This window comes from Bacillus paramycoides (assembly GCF_001884235.1).
GTDB classification, from domain to species: domain Bacteria; phylum Bacillota; class Bacilli; order Bacillales; family Bacillaceae_G; genus Bacillus_A; species Bacillus_A paramycoides.
In genome coordinates this window covers 62,221-80,977 of record NZ_MAOI01000048.1, presented here as the reverse complement: position 1 = coordinate 80,977, position 18,757 = coordinate 62,221, and the positions used below count along the sequence as shown (strand labels likewise).

The 18,757-nt window shown below is 36.8% G+C and carries 17 protein-coding genes and 1 riboswitch; of the genes, 12 read left to right on the top strand and 5 right to left on the bottom strand.

The window, feature by feature from the left end; all coding sequences use genetic code 11:
• Nucleotides 1-168 precede the first annotated feature (168 nt).
• The 7 genes from BAU28_RS08000 to BAU28_RS07975 all read left to right on the top strand — a co-directional run bounded on the left by BAU28_RS08000 (nucleotide 169) and on the right by BAU28_RS07975 (nucleotide 6,692).
• On the top strand, nucleotides 169-915 hold the full coding sequence (locus BAU28_RS08000) for an HAD family hydrolase (protein WP_071718279.1): 747 nt from the start codon (nucleotides 169-171) through the stop codon (nucleotides 913-915).
• Nucleotides 916-1,069: 154 nt separating this feature from the next.
• Nucleotides 1,070-2,434, top strand: coding sequence for a 4-aminobutyrate--2-oxoglutarate transaminase (gene gabT, locus BAU28_RS07995; RefSeq protein ID WP_071718278.1), 1,365 nt, complete (start codon nucleotides 1,070-1,072; stop codon nucleotides 2,432-2,434).
• A gap of 65 nt (nucleotides 2,435-2,499) precedes the next feature.
• Entirely contained in the window at nucleotides 2,500-2,622 is a 123-nt protein-coding gene (locus BAU28_RS31295; RefSeq protein WP_255300179.1) for a hypothetical protein, read from the top strand.
• A 118-nt stretch (nucleotides 2,623-2,740) separates the two neighbouring features.
• Nucleotides 2,741-4,108, top strand: coding sequence for a sigma-54 interaction domain-containing protein (locus BAU28_RS07990; RefSeq protein ID WP_071718277.1), 1,368 nt, complete (start codon nucleotides 2,741-2,743; stop codon nucleotides 4,106-4,108).
• Nucleotides 4,101-5,552 (top strand): NADP-dependent succinate-semialdehyde dehydrogenase, encoded by a 1,452-nt coding sequence (gene gabD / locus BAU28_RS07985; RefSeq protein ID WP_071718276.1) that lies wholly within the window; start codon nucleotides 4,101-4,103, stop codon nucleotides 5,550-5,552. Before BAU28_RS07990 ends, gabD begins: the two co-directional genes overlap by 8 nt.
• A gap of 47 nt (nucleotides 5,553-5,599) precedes the next feature.
• On the top strand, nucleotides 5,600-5,923 hold the full coding sequence (locus tag BAU28_RS07980; RefSeq protein WP_000263262.1) for a DMT family transporter: 324 nt from the start codon (nucleotides 5,600-5,602) through the stop codon (nucleotides 5,921-5,923).
• A gap of 280 nt (nucleotides 5,924-6,203) precedes the next feature.
• On the top strand, nucleotides 6,204-6,692 hold the full coding sequence (locus BAU28_RS07975; protein WP_071718275.1) for a DUF4352 domain-containing protein: 489 nt from the start codon (nucleotides 6,204-6,206) through the stop codon (nucleotides 6,690-6,692).
• 43 nt (nucleotides 6,693-6,735) lie between these two features.
• Here the strand turns inward: BAU28_RS07975 and BAU28_RS07970 are convergent, their stop codons facing one another.
• The gene (locus tag BAU28_RS07970; RefSeq protein ID WP_071718274.1) at nucleotides 6,736-7,965 is read right to left on the bottom strand and encodes an aminopeptidase; all 1,230 of its coding nucleotides are present in this window, start codon (nucleotides 7,963-7,965) and stop codon (nucleotides 6,736-6,738) included.
• Between the two features lie 116 nt (nucleotides 7,966-8,081).
• The gene (locus BAU28_RS07965; RefSeq protein ID WP_071718273.1) at nucleotides 8,082-9,164 is read right to left on the bottom strand and encodes a polysaccharide deacetylase family protein; all 1,083 of its coding nucleotides are present in this window, start codon (nucleotides 9,162-9,164) and stop codon (nucleotides 8,082-8,084) included.
• A 538-nt stretch (nucleotides 9,165-9,702) separates the two neighbouring features.
• Between BAU28_RS07965 and BAU28_RS07960 the strand changes: the two genes are divergently transcribed.
• A complete protein-coding gene (locus tag BAU28_RS07960; RefSeq protein ID WP_071718272.1) occupies nucleotides 9,703-10,410 on the top strand; it encodes a hypothetical protein in 708 nt (235 codons plus the stop codon).
• A 51-nt stretch (nucleotides 10,411-10,461) separates the two neighbouring features.
• Here BAU28_RS07960 and BAU28_RS07955 read toward each other — a convergent pair whose 3' ends face one another.
• Nucleotides 10,462-11,658: a NupC/NupG family nucleoside CNT transporter gene (locus BAU28_RS07955; protein WP_025151280.1), complete on the bottom strand. Its 1,197-nt coding sequence runs from the start codon at nucleotides 11,656-11,658 to the stop codon at nucleotides 10,462-10,464.
• A gap of 201 nt (nucleotides 11,659-11,859) precedes the next feature.
• Nucleotides 11,860-11,961, bottom strand: a riboswitch (purine riboswitch).
• A 121-nt stretch (nucleotides 11,962-12,082) separates the two neighbouring features.
• Here BAU28_RS07955 and rlmD point away from each other — a divergent pair.
• The 4 genes from rlmD (at nucleotide 12,083) to BAU28_RS07935 (ending at nucleotide 16,631) form a co-directional block, all read left to right on the top strand.
• A complete protein-coding gene (gene rlmD, locus BAU28_RS07950) occupies nucleotides 12,083-13,459 on the top strand; it encodes a 23S rRNA (uracil(1939)-C(5))-methyltransferase RlmD (protein WP_071718271.1) in 1,377 nt (458 codons plus the stop codon).
• 375 nt (nucleotides 13,460-13,834) lie between these two features.
• Nucleotides 13,835-14,824, top strand: coding sequence for a tRNA dihydrouridine synthase (locus BAU28_RS07945; RefSeq protein ID WP_071718270.1), 990 nt, complete (start codon nucleotides 13,835-13,837; stop codon nucleotides 14,822-14,824).
• Nucleotides 14,825-15,289: 465 nt separating this feature from the next.
• Nucleotides 15,290-15,808, top strand: coding sequence for a YehS family protein (locus tag BAU28_RS07940; RefSeq protein ID WP_071718269.1), 519 nt, complete (start codon nucleotides 15,290-15,292; stop codon nucleotides 15,806-15,808).
• Between the two features lie 115 nt (nucleotides 15,809-15,923).
• Nucleotides 15,924-16,631 (top strand): M48 family metallopeptidase, encoded by a 708-nt coding sequence (locus tag BAU28_RS07935; protein ID WP_071718268.1) that lies wholly within the window; start codon nucleotides 15,924-15,926, stop codon nucleotides 16,629-16,631.
• Between the two features lie 236 nt (nucleotides 16,632-16,867).
• Here the strand turns inward: BAU28_RS07935 and BAU28_RS07930 are convergent, their stop codons facing one another.
• Both BAU28_RS07930 and BAU28_RS07925 read right to left on the bottom strand, forming a co-directional pair.
• Nucleotides 16,868-17,563 carry an N-acetyltransferase gene (locus BAU28_RS07930; RefSeq protein WP_071718267.1) on the bottom strand — a complete coding sequence of 232 codons (696 nt, stop codon included), beginning with the start codon at nucleotides 17,561-17,563 and terminating at the stop codon, nucleotides 16,868-16,870.
• 14 nt (nucleotides 17,564-17,577) lie between these two features.
• A complete protein-coding gene (locus tag BAU28_RS07925; protein WP_071718266.1) occupies nucleotides 17,578-18,687 on the bottom strand; it encodes a mandelate racemase/muconate lactonizing enzyme family protein in 1,110 nt (369 codons plus the stop codon).
• Nucleotides 18,688-18,757: the final 70 nt, after the last annotated feature.

Genomic DNA, 18,757 nt, shown 5'->3' with positions numbered 1-18,757 from the left:
AATAGTGGGGGGGGGGATAAAACTCCCGCCGATTAAAGTTTCACTTTATATAGATGAATTGTAAATTGGAAGTTAGTTTGATTTTTATGGTATTTTTACAATTCATTTATTTTATATCCATACTTTATTGATACACTGGAGGAGAGAAGAAATGAGAGGTAGGGTGCTATGGATAAGGTAAAAGCAATACTATTTGATAAAGATGGGACATTAATGGATTTTCATTCGATCTGGATAAAGGTAGCTGAAGAGCTTGTTTCTGAATGTATAAATATATATCAATTACCAGAATCAATGCAACCAATTTTATTAAAAGAGATTGGTGTAGAGGGAGCGTTTGTTAACCCACGTAGTGCGCTTGCTGCTGGAACGAGTCTTGATGTGGCAAAGGGGCTTTGTAAGTATATTACATCATCTAAAGAAGAAGAGATGCATCAATGGGTAAGTGAAAAATTGTTTGCTCTTATGTACGAGCATCGTTCACATATGAGAATGACGGCAGATTTACCGAAAGTTTTACAAGCGTTAAGGGATAGAGGATTTATTCTAGGTGTTGTTACCGCTGATGACTTCGCGCCGACAGAATTATTTTTAAAGCAGTATCAATTGGAAGCTTTTTTTGATTGTGTTATAGCTTCAGATACGTTTCCAGCACAGAAGCCAGATAAAAGAATTATAGAATCGTTTTGCGAGAGGTTTAATCTAGAAACATGTGAAGTAGCGGTCGTTGGGGATACGCCGACGGATCTACATTTAGCGAAAAATGGTGGCGATTGCTACGCAATTGGAGTACTATCTGGCACGGGTGATCGTCAAACGTTAGAACCACTTGCAGATTTAATATTACAATCTGTTGAGGATTTAATTTCTCATTCAGGTGAGTTTATTTGGGAACAAGGAAAGTCTAACGTATAAAAAAATAAGTCTATAAGGACTCTTAATGAGTCTTTATAGACTTATTTTTTATGCCAAGATATTAAGCGAATGGGATGAACGCTAGATAGGGTGAGTTGGCACACATCTTGCAATAAAAAGAGAAAACATTGTATAGAAAAGGATGGGGTACGCAATGAACACAAAAAAATTTGCTAAAGTAAATGAACAAATTCCAGGACCGAAAGCAGCATCTTTATTAGAACGCCGCCAAAATATAGTGCCAAAAGGAGTAAGTAATGGAATTCCAACATTTGTACAGTCTGCAAATGGCGCACTTGTAACAGATGTGGATGGAAATCAGTTTATTGATTTCGCGGGAGCAATTGGGACAATTAATGTAGGGCATTGTCATCCTGCTGTTAAAGAAGCGCTTCATAAACAAGTAGATCAATATATTCATACTGGCTTCAATGTAATGATGTATGAGCCGTATATTGAATTGGCAGAGAAGCTTGCAGCATTAGCACCAGGGAGTTTTGATAAACAAGTATTGTTTTTAAACAGTGGTGCCGAAGCGGTCGAAAATGCGGTAAAAATCGCTCGTAAATATACGAAACGACCTGGTATTATCGCATTTTCTAAAGGGTTTCACGGCCGTACATTAATGACAATGACGATGACAAGTAAAGTAAAACCATATAAATTTGGATTTGGCCCATTTGCTCCAGAAGTATATAAAGCGCCATTCCCATATGAATACCGCCGTCCAGAAGGATTAACAGAAGAGCAGTATGATGATTTTATCATTGAAGAGTTTAAGAATTTCTTTATATCAGAAGTAGCACCAGAATCAATCGCAGCTGTCGTAATGGAGCCAGTTCAAGGAGAAGGTGGATTTATCGTTCCAAGTAAGAAATTTGTTCAAGAAGTTCGCCGCATTTGTTCAGAACACGGCATCTTATTTGTAGCGGATGAAATTCAAACTGGTTTTAGTCGTACAGGAAAATACTTTGCCATTGATCATTATGATGTCGTTCCAGATTTAATTACGGTATCTAAATCATTAGGCGCCGGCGTACCGATTAGTGGTGTAATTGGGCGTAAAGAAATTATGAATGAGTCTGCGCCGGGAGAATTAGGAGGAACATATGCTGGAAGCCCATTAGGTTGTGCCGCGGCGTTAGCTGTTCTTGATGTAATAGAAAAGGAAAAATTAAATGATAGAGCTCTAGAACTCGGAAAAGTAGTAATGAATCGATTTGAAGAGATGAAAAATAAATATAATTGCATCGGTAATGTACGAGGTTTAGGAGCGATGTGTGCATTTGAGCTTGTTCAAGATCGCAAGACGAAGGCACCAGATAAAGCATTGACGTCTAATTTATGTGCAGAAGCAAATAAACGCGGGCTTCTTCTATTATCAGCAGGAACATATGGAAATGTTATCCGTGTGTTAATGCCATTAGTTATTACAGATGAGCAACTTGAAGAAGGTTTAACAATAATTGAAGAATCATTGCAAGCTTGTTATGAGCAAGCAAATATCGCTCGTGTATAAAGAATTGAGATAACTTAAAAAAGGGTATAAAGCTTTTCTTTTTAGGCAGAAGGGGGCGTCTGACCATGTATAGAATCGATCAGCCCCTTTTCCTGCCCCATACCAAGCTAAAACAAAGTGAAGGTATGGTTGCAATCGCGTTCTGTATTTTTCAAGGCAGCGAATTATGTGCTGAAAAATATAAATAGATTTGTATAAATAACAAATTGAAAACATTCTAGCTTACTCTATATAAAATGCAGAAAATTCACTTTATAATAAAGGTAGTAAAGTGAATCGATGGATATGAGGCAGGGAGTGGCTAGGATGGTTGCAGAAAAGGAACGAGTGTTGATGGATTTACAAGATGTATTTGAATATGCATTTGATGAAATTTTTGTTACGGATGACAAGGGAATCGTTGTACGTGTAAATAGCATGTGTGAAAGACATTACCAGCTCTCTGCTAAGGAATTAGTAGGAAAGCATGTACAAGAACTACAAAAAGAAGGGATTTTTTATCCATCTGCAACGTTAGAAGTAATTGAAAAGGAAAGGCCTGTAGAACTCGTTCAAACAACGAAATCAGGAGAATATTTACATGTTCGTACAAGGCCAGTATTTGATGAACAAGGTAATTTAAGACGAGTTATTAGTTATTCCCGAGATCTTACCGAACTCTACCAATTACGTAAGAAGGTAGAGGAAATGGATAATCAGTTAAAGACATATAAAAAAGAATTAAGAGAAACGTATGAACATGAAGGGCTTATTTTTAAAAGTATCGCTATGCAAAAAATAGTCGAAACGATCAAAAAGGTTTCCGTGGTAGATAGTACGGTTCTCGTACTAGGTGAGACTGGAGTAGGGAAAAGCCGGTTAGTACGCCATTTGCATGAGGTGAGTCACCGAAAAAATGAAAGCTTTTATGAAATTAATTGTGCGGCATTGCCGACGAATTTAATTGAATCTGAGCTTTTTGGATATTCAGGTGGATCTTTTACAGGTGCAAATCGTGAAGGGAAAAAGGGGCTTTTAGAATCAGCACATAAAGGAACTCTTTTCTTAGATGAAATTGGTGAAATGCCGCTTGAAATTCAGTCAAAACTTCTACAAGTATTACAGGAGAAAACATTTCGGCCGGTAGGAGGAAGAGATTTAAAAAAAGTAGATGTTCGTATAGTCGCGGCCACGAATAGGGACTTAAGCGAAATGGTAAAGGAGGGGACATTTAGGAAGGACTTGTATTACCGCCTAAATGTAATACCAATTTCAATTCCTCCACTTCGTGAGCGGACAGAAGATATATTGCCGCTAGTCTATCATTATTTACATCATTTTAATAAAAAGTACGGACGTGACGTGAAGCTAGCTCCTAGTACGTTACAAATGTTTGTCGGATATCCATGGGAAGGAAACAATAGGGAAATAGAGAATGTAATTGAAAGAATTGTTATCACTGCAGATGATTTTGTAACGGTAGAAGATTTGCCATTATCTATGCAAGAGGCGACAGTTGAACAATCTGGGCAAAGTCTTTATAGAATGCTGGAAGAGGTAGAGAGAAATATTATTCTTAAAGCGTATAAAACGTATGGATCAAGTTATAAAGTGGCTGAGTTTTTGCAAATAAGTCAATCTGCTGCCACTAGGAAGATTAAGAAGTTCATAGAGGAGGAAGAAAACATTGGATAAAAAAGCGATGTTCGTAAACTTAGATAAAAAGGCAATGTATATAAATGGCGAGTGGATTACTTTACAAGAACAAATTGAAATTAACAATCCAGCAACACAAGAAGTATTTGCAACTGTACCTAAAGGCGGAGTAACAGAGGCAAAGCAAGCTGTTGACGCTGCACAGGAAGCCTTTAAATCATGGTCAAAATTAACAGCAGCAGATCGTGCAGCAAAGTTAAAAAAGTGGTTTACACTTATTGATGAAAATAAAGAAGAGATTGCAGCGATTATGACGAGAGAACAAGGGAAACCATTTGCGGAAGCACTTGGTGAAGTGAATTATGCAAATAGTTTTGTTGAGTGGTATGCAGAAGAAGGAAAAAGAATATACGGTGAAATGATTCCAGCTTCTCATCCGGATAAACGCATTCTAGTAATGAAACAACCAGTTGGAGTAATGGCGGCTATTACACCGTGGAACTTCCCAGCTGCTATGATCACGAGAAAGGTAGCTCCGGCGCTTGCAGCGGGCTGTACAGCGGTTGTGAAACCAGCGAGTCAAACACCATTAACTGCATTGAAGTTAGCTGAATTAGCACATGAAGCAGATATTCCAAAAGGTGTAATAAATATTGTAACAGGTAGTGCAAAAGCAATTGCTGATACGTGGATGGAAGATGATCGCGTTCGAAAAGTTTCCTTTACAGGATCAACTGAAATTGGGAAAGAATTAATGGCTAGTGCTGCGCAAACAATGAAAAAGGTTTCGCTTGAGTTAGGTGGTCACGCGCCGTTTATTGTTATGAATGATGCTGATTTAGATAAGGCTGTAGAAGCTGTAATTGGTTCGAAATTCCGTAACGCAGGACAGACGTGTATATGTACGAACCGAGTATTTGTCCAAGAAGGAGTGTACGAAGAATTTGCAGGAAAGTTCCAAAAAGCTGTAGGTCAGCTTAAAGTTGGAGACGGATTCGGCGAAGGAACAACTGTAGGACCACTTATTGATGCAAATGCAATTTCAAAAGTGCAAGAACATATTGAAGATGCAATTCAAAAAGGTGGCGAAGTTTTATATGGTGGCCACAAAATTGCAGAATTAGATGGATATTTCATTCAACCAACTGTAATTGGATTGGCGAATGATACAATGCTTTGCATGAATGAAGAAACATTCGGACCAGTTGCACCGGTTGCGAAATTTAAAACAGTTGAAGAAGTAATCGAGCGAGCGAATAATACACCATACGGTTTAGCTGCGTATATTTTCACAAAAGACATTAGCCAAGCATTCCAAATTAGCGAGGCGTTAGAGTATGGTATTATCGGTTTAAATGATGGCCTTCCATCAGTTGCACAAGCGCCATTTGGTGGCTTTAAAGAAAGTGGTATCGGCCGTGAAGGAGGCCATTTCGGTATCGAAGAATATTTAGAAATTAAATATATTTCATTAGGACTATAAGTAGTATACTAGAATCTCGATAAGGTAACAGAGAAGGAGATTCTAGTATGGTATATTGGCTATTATTACTTGTAACAATTATTTTTGAAGTAGCTGGAACAATTGCGATGAAATTATCGAACGGTTTAACGAAGCTCGTTCCAAGTGTACTTATTTTCGTATTCTATGGTATTTGTTTCAGCGTGTTTGCCATCGTTGTTAAAAAGATTCATTTAAGTATTGCTTATGCAATTTGGTCTGGTGTAGGAACGCTCCTTATTACAATCATTAGTGTGTACTTCTTTAAAGAGCATATTAGCTTATTCCAAGCATTTTGTATTCTCTTTATTGTTTTAGGGGTAATTGGACTTAAAGTGTCATCGGCATCATGAAAGCTATCTTTTATAGAAGATAGCTTTTTTCTTTTGGTTAGCATTCGTTATTACAAAATATGACACGAGGAAACGAAAGACTTTGTTATGATAAAGTGAAACTTTAATCAGTGGGGGTTTTGTTCATCCCCTACTGATTATTAGTTGAACCAATCGGGCGTTTACGGGCAGTTGATCTCCCACCTAACTTCTTTGCTCCAGCTGAATTTCGAGGTGGGAGTCTTACTGCCCGTTAATGCGGGATAAATATAAAAATCTTGTCTCATATGGAGGGAAGAGTATGTTGAAAAAAGTGAGTCAAATCGTTTTAATTTGTGGCATAGCTTTTAGTTTAAGTGCTTGTACTGAGACTAAAAATAGTAATGAAAGTAAACAAGAAGACGTTCAAGAAAAAATTTATAAAATAGGTGAGACAGTAGATGTAGATGGTTTGCAAGTAACTCTTGATTCAGTTCAATTAGGATATCCAGACTACACTACGGATAAAAAGAAAGATGATATTTTAGGAATTGTTTTCACAGTGAAAAATAATAGTAAAAAGGAAATACCTTTTGCATTTTACGAATTTGAGCTTACAGATAAGAAAGGTACAAAATTTAAAGAATATAAATATGATAGTTTCACTAGTAAAAAGGTAGCACCGGATGAAAAAATTCAAGATGTGATGCTATTTGATGTAGCGAAAGAAAATACATATATCGCTACGTATAGGCCTGAGTTTACGCATGAGAATAGAACGATAAAATTTGAATTGAAGCCGAACAAATAAAAAACACATTGGGTAATCCAATGTGTTTTTTATAATGGTTAACTTAAAACGCCCAGTTACCTTTACGGAAGATTGGCTCATGTCTTCCATCAGCTGTAATACCGTCGATATCAAGCTCAGCTGAGCCAATCATGAAGTCTTCGTGTGTAATACTAGCATTTGCACCATTTTCAGCAAGTTCCTCTTTAGACATTGTTTTCCCGCCTACTAAGTTAAATGCATAAGCATTTCCGATTGCAAGGTGGCAAGATGCATTTTCGTCAAATAGCGTATTGTAGAATAAAATATTTGTGTTTGAAATTGGTGAATCATGAGGTACTAAAGCTACTTCTCCTAAGAAGTGAGAACCTTCATCTGTTTCTACTAAATGTTTTAAAGCTTCCTCGCCAGCTTCAGCTTTATAGTCTACGATACGTCCATTTTCAAATGTTAACGTAAAGTTATCGATAATGTTACCTGCAAACGCTAATGGTTTTGTGCTAGACACTTGACCGTTTACACCTGTTTTAAGTGGCATTGTAAATACTTCTTCAGTTGGAATGTTAGCCATAAATGGTACGTTCTTTTCATTTAAGCTACCAGCACCAGCCCATACATGTTTCTCTGGAAGCTCGATCGTTAAATCTGTTCCAGGACCTGTATAGTGAAGAGCTTTATAATGTTTTTCGTTTAAGTAATCTACTTTTGTATGTAGCGTTTCGTCATGCTCTTTCCATGCTTCCACAGGATTCTCTAAATCAGCACGAGTAGCTTTAAAGATAGCATCCCATAGTTTTGCCTCTTGTTCCTCTGGTGCTACATCAGGGAATACTTTCGCAGCCCATTCTTTCGTAGGAACAGAAATTACACACCAGCTTACTTTATCTGCTTGTACGTAATCACGGTATACTTTCATTGCTTCACCAGCTACTTTATGAGCTGTTGCGATGCGCGTTGGTTCTACGCCTTTTAATAAATCAGGGTTTTCTGCATAAATAGACATAAATGCAGCACCTTCTTTTGCTAATTCTTCACGAGCATGTGCTTTCCAAGAAGGGAATTCAGAGAAAGCTTCTTCAGGAGCTAGATCGAACTTTAAGCGTGTTAACGTCTCATCATTCCAATCAACATATACGTGTTTTGCACCAGATTTATATGCTTTTTCTGTAACGAGGCGTACAAATTGTACAGCTTCTAGAGGTGCACTAATTGATAAAGTTTGTCCTGGCTGAATATTAACACCAACATTGACTGCAAGGGCAGCATATTTCTCTAACGTTTGTTCAAATGACATATGTATAATCTCCTTTAGTTTGAAAGATTTCTTATTATATATAATACAAGAAAATTCAAAAAATATATATAAATATAACGTAAAAAGAGAGCTCAAAATGTATTGAGCTCTCACGTTTACTTAATTGAAGAAGCGAATTGTTCAACTGTAGTTGTATGGTGTATACGAACGCGCTTCATTTTTAACAACTCATCAGGCTCACCTTTTGTAATGAATTGTCCAGGCTTCGTTGTCGTTGCAAATTGATAGTATTTTTTTGTTTCCGCGACAACTTTATCGTCTACATGACCGAATGGATAAGCAATTGCGATAACAGGCTTACCTGTTATTTTCTCTAGCTTTTCTTTTGAGCCTTTTAACTCTTCTTCATAGTTTGTAATTTTCGGCAAGTCTGCATGTGTTGCTGTGTGAGATTGTACAGAGAAAATGCCGGAATCAACCATTTCTTTTATTTCAGATGTAGAAAGAGCGCCTTCTACATCAACGTTATCAACAATCATATATTCTGTTGCCGCTGGTTTAAACGTATCGTCTTTTAGCTTTTGTAAAATGCGAAATGCATTCATATTATTTTTCATACCGTCATCAAATGTAACGAAAATCGGCTTGTTTACTTTATTTATATCGCCCCAGCGTTCAAATGTTAACAATGTATAACCGTTTTCTTTTAAATACTTCATTTGTGCTTCAAAGTTAGCTGGAGATACGAATAAGTCTTTAATGCCTTGTCCGTGGTAATCATCAATTGCATGATACATAAGAACAGGAACCTTTTGCTCGAAAGTTATAGTAGATTTTGTAAGCGGAATAGTTTTCCCATCCTCTTTTATCCCTATTGCTTCAATTTGATATTCACCGCGTTTTCCTTCAAATTCTTTTATATCAAAGGGAAGTGTAAATTGCTGATCCTTTTCTTTAGAAGAAAAAGATTTAGTATTTTCTTTTCCATCAGCAGTACGCCAAATTTTATATTGTACTTCGGTTAAAGCATCTTTTATATCTGTAATATGAATATTTGTGTTTGTAGATTCGTGCGTAATTGGGTTATAAGAAATTTTCCCTTGTGTTTGTACAGTCTCTTCCTGTTTTTTTACTTCTTGTACTTTTTTCTCTTTTGCAGGTTCTTGGCTAGCATTATTCGTGTTACAGCCTGTTAGAATGGCAGACGTACATAAAGCAATTACTGCATATTTTTTCATAAAATCACCTTCTATTGTGTAGTATGTTGCATGCTTACATTAAAATCCCCACCGCTATAAGAGTGGTGGGGATATACCCTTGTTCATCATATCATTTGAAGAAAATGAGGGGAATATGATTTTTAGGAGGGGCTATTAGGGCGATAGATTAGTGACTTTGAATAGATGTATTCTTTCGCTTCTTATTAGAATTGATAATAATATAACCGACTACAAAAATAAGAGGAATGATGAAGACATAGATAGGCATTCCCCATACATAATAACTTTTCATGCTCAAGACTAGTAAATGTAAAAAATCGAAAAGGGCGTGAATTTTCATAAAGTCCTCCAATATATTTTTACAAATTATAACATTTGTTGTTTGTAATTTGTATATTTTGGTAAATGTTTTAAGCTAATTTTAAAGTAAGAGAAAGGTTTATTAATATGCAATTTTGCATATAGGGGTAGTTTTTATTAAGATATCTGGATTTTGGACTATAATAAAAACCGCTATAAATTTAAGTAAGAATGATGCACGGAGTGAGGAACAGAAATGAAGTATAGAAAATTAGTATATATTCTTTTCATAATGCTATTCATAGTAGGGTGCCAAAGTGAAGTCAGTAAAGCAAATAGTGTGGAGGAGTATATTCCGTCACACCTTATGAATGCGGAAGTAACGGCGGATATTATGACGCTGGAGATGGATCCAGATACCCTTGAAAAGGTAGGGAGTATTGGTCAAAGAATGAGAGAGCATCTAGCGAATAATATGGATTGGTATTTAAAATACGTAGAAGAACATGCAGAGAAAAAAAGTTTTCCGTATCATCCTAATTTCGGCGTTACAAAAGAAGAGTATGAGTTTGTACTAAATGCAATTGATCAAAGTGAATTGGTTAATACAAAGGATGGAAAGCTGAAATTTAAGAAAAAAAGTAATCATGAAGTAGAGATTTTTTCAAGTGAAAGTATAAAGCTTCTTAACTATGTAGTTATTGATACGGAGAAGAATACAGTAAAAACATCTCTAGGAGAATGTGAATATTTTGGAGAAATAATAGCATCGCCAGAACAGAAGTTAACTGGTCCTTGGCACGGGAAACGATGGATGCTAAAAAAAGATGGCTTAATATATACGTTTTCTTTAGGGAAACTGGAAACAGGAAATAAATCAATTATTGATATTTCGGTGAAGGGTAAACATAAGGGAGAAATTATTAATAAGGAAGAGGCACTAGAGTTTTCTTCAGTTTCTTAAATGATAATAATAAAAAATCACCTTGCTGTTTAAGCCAAGGTGATTTTTTTATTAAATAAACAATCCAGCGATTGTCGCAGATAAAATAGAAGCAAGTGTTGATGCAAATAGCATTTTCCAACCAAACTGAGATACGACGCTTCCTTGTTTTTCAGAAAGGGCACGGATTGTACCAACGATCGCACCAATTTGGCTAATACTTGCGAAGCTAATTAAGAATACGGTAACGATTCCAACTGTACGTGGAGATAATGTTGCAGCAGCACCTTTTAAATCAAGGATTGCTACGAATTCATTTAAGACAATCTTCGTACCCATAATACCACCAGCTGGGATAATATCGTGAGTTGGGATACCCATTAAGAATGCGAATGGAGCAAGTATATAACCGAAGATTTGTTGTAACGTAACAGCATGTCCCATTGCACCTGAAGCTGCGCTGATTACGTAGTTTACAACTTCCATAACACCGATAAAGGCGATCATTAATGCGGCAACGATACCAGCTACTTTTAAACCGTCGAGCGCACCGTTAATCATTGCACCGATAAAGCTGTCTCCGAATAGAGTTCTATCAAATTTTTGAATTACTTCATCTTCTTTTTTCGTATCAACTGGTGTTAATAACGAACAAACGATTAAGCTTGAGAACAAGTTTAGCGGAAGAGCTGCTAGTACATATTTCGCATCTAACATCATTACGTATGATGCTGTAACAGAAGCAGAAACCGAGCTCATCGCAGAACAACAAATGATAAACATACGGTTTTTATTAAAATGCTGTAAATCGTTTTTAATAACGATTAACGCTTCACTTGAACCGAAGAATACAGAGTTTACTGCGTGGAATGATTCAACGCGTGGTAAACCAGTAATTTTTGAAATTGCACCGCCGACAACGCGAACGATGAATGGTAAAACACCTAAATAACTAAAGATAGAAAGTAGTGCTGAGAAAAATACGATAATTAATAATACGTTTAAGAAAAAGACAAAATCTCTTTGAATTCCATTAAAGAGAAAATCGACACCTGTCGTACCAAGTTTAATTAGTTTGTTGAAAACTTTACCAATGAAAATAATGATTTGTTGACCAATCTTTGTGCCAAACATAAACCAACCGATTAAAATTTGAAAACCAATCATAATAGCAATTGCACGGAAGTTGATTTTACTTTTGTTGTTTGACAAAGCAAAACATAAACCTAAAACGACAAGAATGCCGATAATGCTCATTACATATTGCATGTAGTTGCCCCTTTCAGAAGTTCGTATAAAGTTTGTACATAAAACGCTCGTTATATTACTAAAAATAAAATGAAGAGGTTTTATGTCATACGTAAGATGTCTGACCCTTTTGAAAAATAAAAATAAAAAAAAGACCCATATGGATTCACTTTCATCTATGAGAGAAAGCTAATCAATATGAGTCTTTTTATACATAGGCTAATATTCATTAGTTTTCCCCATAGTCCAGCAATTTAAGGTTGCCGGGTAGAAACTCTCGATCCATATTATCAAGTATATATGAGGTAACATCGTCCGTATTAAATTAGTAGTAGCGTAACATTACTAGAGAACTATCGTCAATAGCTTTTTTTCTTCCAATAGAAATAGACCATATAAGTATGATAAAATGTAACGCAGTGTTATGAAAAAGAGAGGTCGGAAAATGAGTACAAAAATGACGCCACCAGTTGAAAAAAACGAGTTTATAGATGTAGTGTTTGAAGATTTAACACATGATGGTGCCGGTGTTGCGAAAGTGAAAGGATATCCTATTTTCGTTAAAAACGGATTACCAGGTGAAGAGGCACAAATTAAAATTATTAAAGTGAAGAAAAACTTTGCATTCGGTCGTTTAATGAAGCTTCATACGGAGAGCCCATATCGTAAAGATGCAGAATGCCCAGTATACAGCCAGTGCGGCGGTTGTCAGCTTCAGCACTTAACATATGAAGGACAGTTAAAAGCGAAAGAAAAACAAGTACGTGACGTTATGCAGCGCATCGGTGGATTAAGCGATGTTCCTGTTCATCCTGTACTTGGCATGAAGAACCCATGGGTATATCGTAATAAAGCACAAGTACCGATTGGAGAACGTGAAGGTGGACTTGTAGCTGGTTTCTATCGTCAAGGAACGCATGACATCATTAATATGGAATCATGCTTAATTCAGGCAGAAGAAAACGATACACTTATTCAAGAAGTAAAACGTATTTGTGAAAAGCACGGTATCTCGGCGTACAACGAAGAGCGTAACAAAGGAACGCTTCGCCACGTAATGGCTCGTTACGGACAAGTAACAGGGGAAATTATGCTTGTCTTCATTACACGTACAGCGGAATTACCAAACAAAAAAGCAATCATTGAAGAAATTGCAGCGAAATTCCCAGAAGTAAAATCAATCGTTCAAAATGTAAACACGAAACGTACAAACGTAATCTTCGGAGATACAACAACAGTATTGTATGGATCAGAATATATTTATGACTTTATCGGTGACATTAAATTTGCGATTTCAGCACGTTCATTCTATCAAGTAAACCCAGAACAAACGAAAGTACTATACGATAAAACGTTAGAATACGCAAAATTAAATGGTAACGAAACAGTAATCGATGCATATTGCGGAATCGGATCAATCTCCTTATTCCTAGCGCAAAAAGCGAAAAAAGTATACGGTGTTGAAATTGTTCCAGAAGCAATTGAAGATGCAAACAGAAACGCAGCACTAAACAACATGACAAACGCTGAATTCGGTGTAGGAGAAGCAGAAGTAGTCATTCCAAAATGGTACAAAGAAGGCGTAATCGCCGATACAATGGTCGTTGACCCACCGCGTAAAGGCTGTGACGAAGCATTACTAAACACAATCATCGACATGAAGCCAAAACGCGTCGTATACGTATCATGTAACCCAGCAACATTAGCACGTGACTTAAAAGCATTAGAAGAAGGCGGATATAAAACGCAGGAAGTACAGCCTGTTGATATGTTCCCGCATACTACTCATGTAGAGTGTGTGGCTTGGCTTAAGTTGGTATAATAGAAAAGCAGTTGATATAGAAAAAATCTATACCATCTGCTTTTTGGTTTATCCCGCTATTTGCGGGCAGTAAGACCCCTACCTCAAAATTCAGCGAAAGCAAAGAAGTTAGGTGGGGGATCAACGGCCCGTAAAAGCCCGATTGGTTCAACTAATAATCAGTGGGGGATGAAGAAAACCCCCACTGATTAAAGTTTCACTTTATAAAAATACCATTCAGCAACGATTTTAGTTAAAATAAACATTGCTGATTTTCACAAATTATAAATGTCCAAATACACTGGTGTTTGATAATAAGCTATTGTAACAGTTGGCTTTATATTTTTTGACTGAGATTTTGAAGTTGTATTCATAGTGAGAGGATTTGAGTTTGAAATGATAGATAATTTTTGGCGTGATTTACCACGACCATTTTTTGTACTTGCACCAATGGAAGATGTGACAGACGTTGTTTTTCGTCACGTAGTAAGTGAAGCCGGTCGACCGGATGTATTTTTCACAGAGTTTACAAACTCGGACAGCTATTGTCATCCAGAGGGCATGAAAAGTGTGCGTGGCCGTTTGATTTTTACAGAAGATGAACAGCCAATGGTGGCACATATTTGGGGAGATAATCCTGAATATTTCCGTCAAATGAGTATTGGTATGGCGGAGCTAGGATTTAAAGGCATCGATATTAATATGGGCTGCCCGGTACCGAATGTGGCATCGAGAGGAAAAGGTAGTGGCCTTATTCTACGTCCAGATGTTGCGGCAGAACTTATTCAAGCAGCAAAAGCGGGTGGACTGCCTGTCAGCGTAAAAACAAGACTTGGCTTTAAAGAGTTAAATGAGTGGGAGGATTGGTTAACGCATATTTTCAAACAAGATATTGCAAACCTTTCTATTCATTTACGTACAAGAGAAGAAATGAGCCAAGTAGATGCGCATTGGGAGCTAATTCCGGAGATCAAAAAATTACGTGACCGTATCGCACCAAATACGCTACTAACAATCAATGGAGACATCCCTGACCGTCAAACTGGGATGGAACTTGCTGAAAAATATGGTATTGATGGCGTTATGATCGGGCGAGGTATCTTTAAAAATCCGTTTGCTTTTGAAAAAGAGCCGAGAGAGCATAGCAGTAAAGAACACCTTGATCTTTTAAGACTACAGCTTGATCTTCAAGATCAATATGAAGAAGTACTACCACGTTCAATCACAGGGCTTCATCGCTTTTTCAAAATTTATGTCAAAGGATTCCACGGAGCTGCTGAATTAAGAAATCAATTGATGAGCACGAAATCAACAGATGAAGTGCGTGCATTGCTTGATAAGTTTGAAGAGAGTGTTGATGAGGCTGGGGATAGTGAAACGGTGTAACTCTCAAAAGGTAGAGGGGAATGAGTTACGTTAATTTATGGGTATTTGTTTTATTTAGTTGCTGGTTCCTTTGCAAATGGCAACTGAAAGAAAAAGGCTTTAAGAATGTAATAAGCCAGCCAGCACCCTTGTGTTGCCATGTACGCTCTGCATATGTGGAGTGTGTGGTTTGGTTGCGTTTAAAATAAGTGTAGAGCTGGAAAAGAACAGTGTATTTGAGAAATCAAAGCACTGTTTTTTCTTTTAGTTAATGTTATGAGTGAAATCTTTTTATAAGCATACAACAAAATAGATACAATGATGGAGAAAAGTTCTGGTAAGACTATAAAACCTATCTTTAAAATGTTAAAGTATTAATTTAGCGGACATTAACTAAAAAGCTATATTAAGCATGATAGTTTAAAGCATGTTAAAGGATAAACTTTAACAGCTGTATAAATAATTAACATTTCAGGAGGCAAAACAATGGCAATGAGCAACAACGATATATTAAAAAGAGTAAGATATGCTATGGATATAAAAGATATAGATATGGTGGAAATCTTTAAACTTGGTGGCATGGAAGTAACGAAAGAAGAAGTAGTTGATATGCTTACAAAAATAAAGAAAGCTCCTCAGCATGAAGCTGAAAATGCTGATGTAATCGAAGATGAGTACGTATTAACATGCGATATGATGATGTTAGAGGCATTTTTAAATGGATTTATTACTTTAAAAAGAGGGAAGCAAGATCCGAAACCAGGGCAACCGGCACCTGTACAGAGCAATGAGAGCGCTAATAATCTTCTTTTAAAGAAAATGAAAATAGCACTATCTTTAACGAGTGAGGATGTGCTTGATATATTAGACAGTGTAGGAGTTAAGGTGACAAAAGGAGAGTTAGGCGCCTTATTAAGAAAGAAAGGCCATAAGAATTACAAAGAGTGCGGCGATAGATACGCAAGGAATTTCATTAAGGGATTAGCTGTAAAGTATAGAGGATAAGCATTGTAACATTTATGGTAAAGTAGTAAATGATATAATAGGTAGAGTAGGACGTTTGTATCCTACTCTTTTTTATTTGTAAAAATAATTATGAACGAATACGTTAGGTGATGAAATGGTACATACATATTTAGGTGAGACAATTAATTTTCATATAAATTATAAAAAGAAAAAATCAGTACGTCTTTATGTAGATTCTTACGGGAATGTGGAAGTACAAGCTCCGAAAGGGACACCTGTTGAATATATAATCCAGTTGTTAGAAGAAAAATGGGATTGGATTCAAAAAACACGTAAAGAAATGCAGGAGAGAGTGCGTGGCCCACAGGAAAAGGCTTATGATCAAGGAGAGGGTTTTCTGTATTTAGGAAACACGTATCCGATACAGATTTCTCAAGATGCAAGTATTACGCAAGACAATGCAGTGTTTGAAGGAGATAAGCTACATATTTATGTGAAAGAGCTTAAGGATGAGAAAATACAACAAGCTTTAAAACGATTTTACTATAAGCAGTGCAAGGCGTTAGTGGAGAAAAGTATTAAAGCGCATCAAAGTAACTTTAAAACAAAACCGCGCTCCATTCGTATTACAGATAGTAGCCGTACGTGGGGAACTTGTGATTCAAATCTACAGCTAACATTCAATTGGAAGCTAGCAATGGCACCACAGCGGGTAATTGATTATGTAGTTGTTCATGAAATGTGTCATATGGTTCATTTAAATCATGATCGTTCTTTTTGGCGACTTGTCGGGAAGATAATGCCTGATTATAAGGAAATGGAAAACTGGTTAGCGTTATCGAGTTGGAAGATGACGGTTTAGTAGTGCATATTATTGTTTAAAGAAGAAGAAGCTGTCTGAAAAGACCTTTTGGAACAGCTTCCTCTTATAATATAGGTTGCTATTACTGTCAATATTTGTCGGTAAATCGATATATTCGAAAAACCGCTGATATAATTTCATTTACTATGGCATCGTTCACCAAGAAGAGAATAAAAAGGGATGTCACCTAGTCAAAGAATTCGACGAGGTGACATCCTCTTCTTTTTGCATATAAATTAACGCCCAAACTTCACAATAAAATCTTCGTCTATTTTCACCATTGCGTATCCACGATAATCTTTTGAAATTAACGTCTGCTGTTCACTGGCGTCACTCATCGGAACACTCTTAACATCCGTCCAATCGCTTTCTTTATCTATACGCAACGTCTTCACAAAAACATACCGCATACTACCGCCATATTTCTCCTTCAGCGCAGCAATTTCCATTCCTTGCGCAAACTTATCCTTTAAACTAGGAATGTTAAAAGGTGCAACGGTGCAGCAAACGTAATCGTATTTGCTATCTTCTTTTTGTAATTCGTCCATGATGACTGTCGCTAATATTTTTTGCATGCCATTTCCGCGACAGTTCGGGTGAACATTTGAGATTTCTTGATAGATAACGCGGTGTAGTTCGCTTTCGGATAGGCCGATATCAAGTCCTAAATGCTCATCGTCAATAGGAGGGGCGAGTAGGGCACGAAATGCGATGAGCTCTTTTTCTATAAAGGCTCCGATCATCATGCCGTTTCCTTCTAGAATGTATTGAAACTCTTCTAGCGAGAGTGGTTGTAAACGACCTTTCTCTTCTAATGCTTCAATTACAACGTTTTGTAGTGATAAGATTTGTTCGATATGTTCTAGAGCTAATAATGTAACGTGAAATGGCTCGCTGTTTTGTTTTAATGTTCCTTCGTATAGAACCGTCATGCGTTAGTCCTCCTTTAGCGTACAACGTCTTGAAAGACGGTTAGTTCTTGTAATGTAGTTTCGTTTATTTCAATGCCGAGTCCCGGCTTTTCGTTTAAGCGAATAAATGGTACGTCGTAATGTAAGTCCCCAATGTCTTTCGTAAATTTTAATGGTCCTGTTAGTTCGACGCTAGTAATGATTTTTTTTGAGAAAGCAATATGGAATCCTGCGGAAGAGGCAACGGATGATTCGACCATAGATCCAACTTGGCATTCAATGCCTGCCATTTCCGCTTGATGAGCAAGTTTTACAGCTGGGTATATGCCGCCGCATTTCATTAGTTTTATATTCACTTTATCAGCAGCTTCTAATTTAATAATTTGGCGCATTTCACGAGAGCTTTTTAATCCTTCATCAATCATAAGCGGAAGGTCTGTTTTAGAACGAATATGAGCCATTGCGTCAATATCATCCGCTATAACAGGTTGTTCAATCCAGTCGATGTTTAAATGTCCTAATGAACGAAGTGCTGTTAATGTGTTCGCGCTATTTTTCCATCCTTGGTTTACATCAACGCGAATAGCGATATCATTTCCTACACGCTCACGGACAGCTTCAATTCTTTTTACATCTTCTTGTACATTCGTACCGACTTTCATTTTGAAAGATTGGTAACCTTTTTTAATCATGGAAGCAGCTTCTTCGGCCATATCTTCAGGATCGGCGATACTTAAGACGTGAGTGACAGGAAATTCTTCATGGTATCGTCCGCCAATTAATTGATATACAGGTTGGTTTAATTTTTTGCCCATTACATCAAAACAAGCGATATCAATTGCAGCTTTCGCTGTAGGAACACCGTAAATCGTATTGTTCATCATATCGTGTATTTTTTCGATATTCATTGGATTTTGCCCGATAAGAGCAGGAGCTAGTGTATGTTTTAAAACATGAAAAGTGCTTTCCCATGATTCACCTGTAACGTGATCATCGGCAACACCTTCACCGTAACCGACAATCCCTTCATTTGTTTCCATTTTGACGATAATAGAAGGCATATCAGGGTAAGAGCCATAACTAATAACAAATGGATTGCGAAGCGGTAAACGAATCGCGTAAATATGAATAGCTGTAATTTTCATGGTATAGTTCCCGTCCTTTTTATTATCCGTAGATTTGAAGTTACATATATTAATAAGAGGCTGAAGCTAA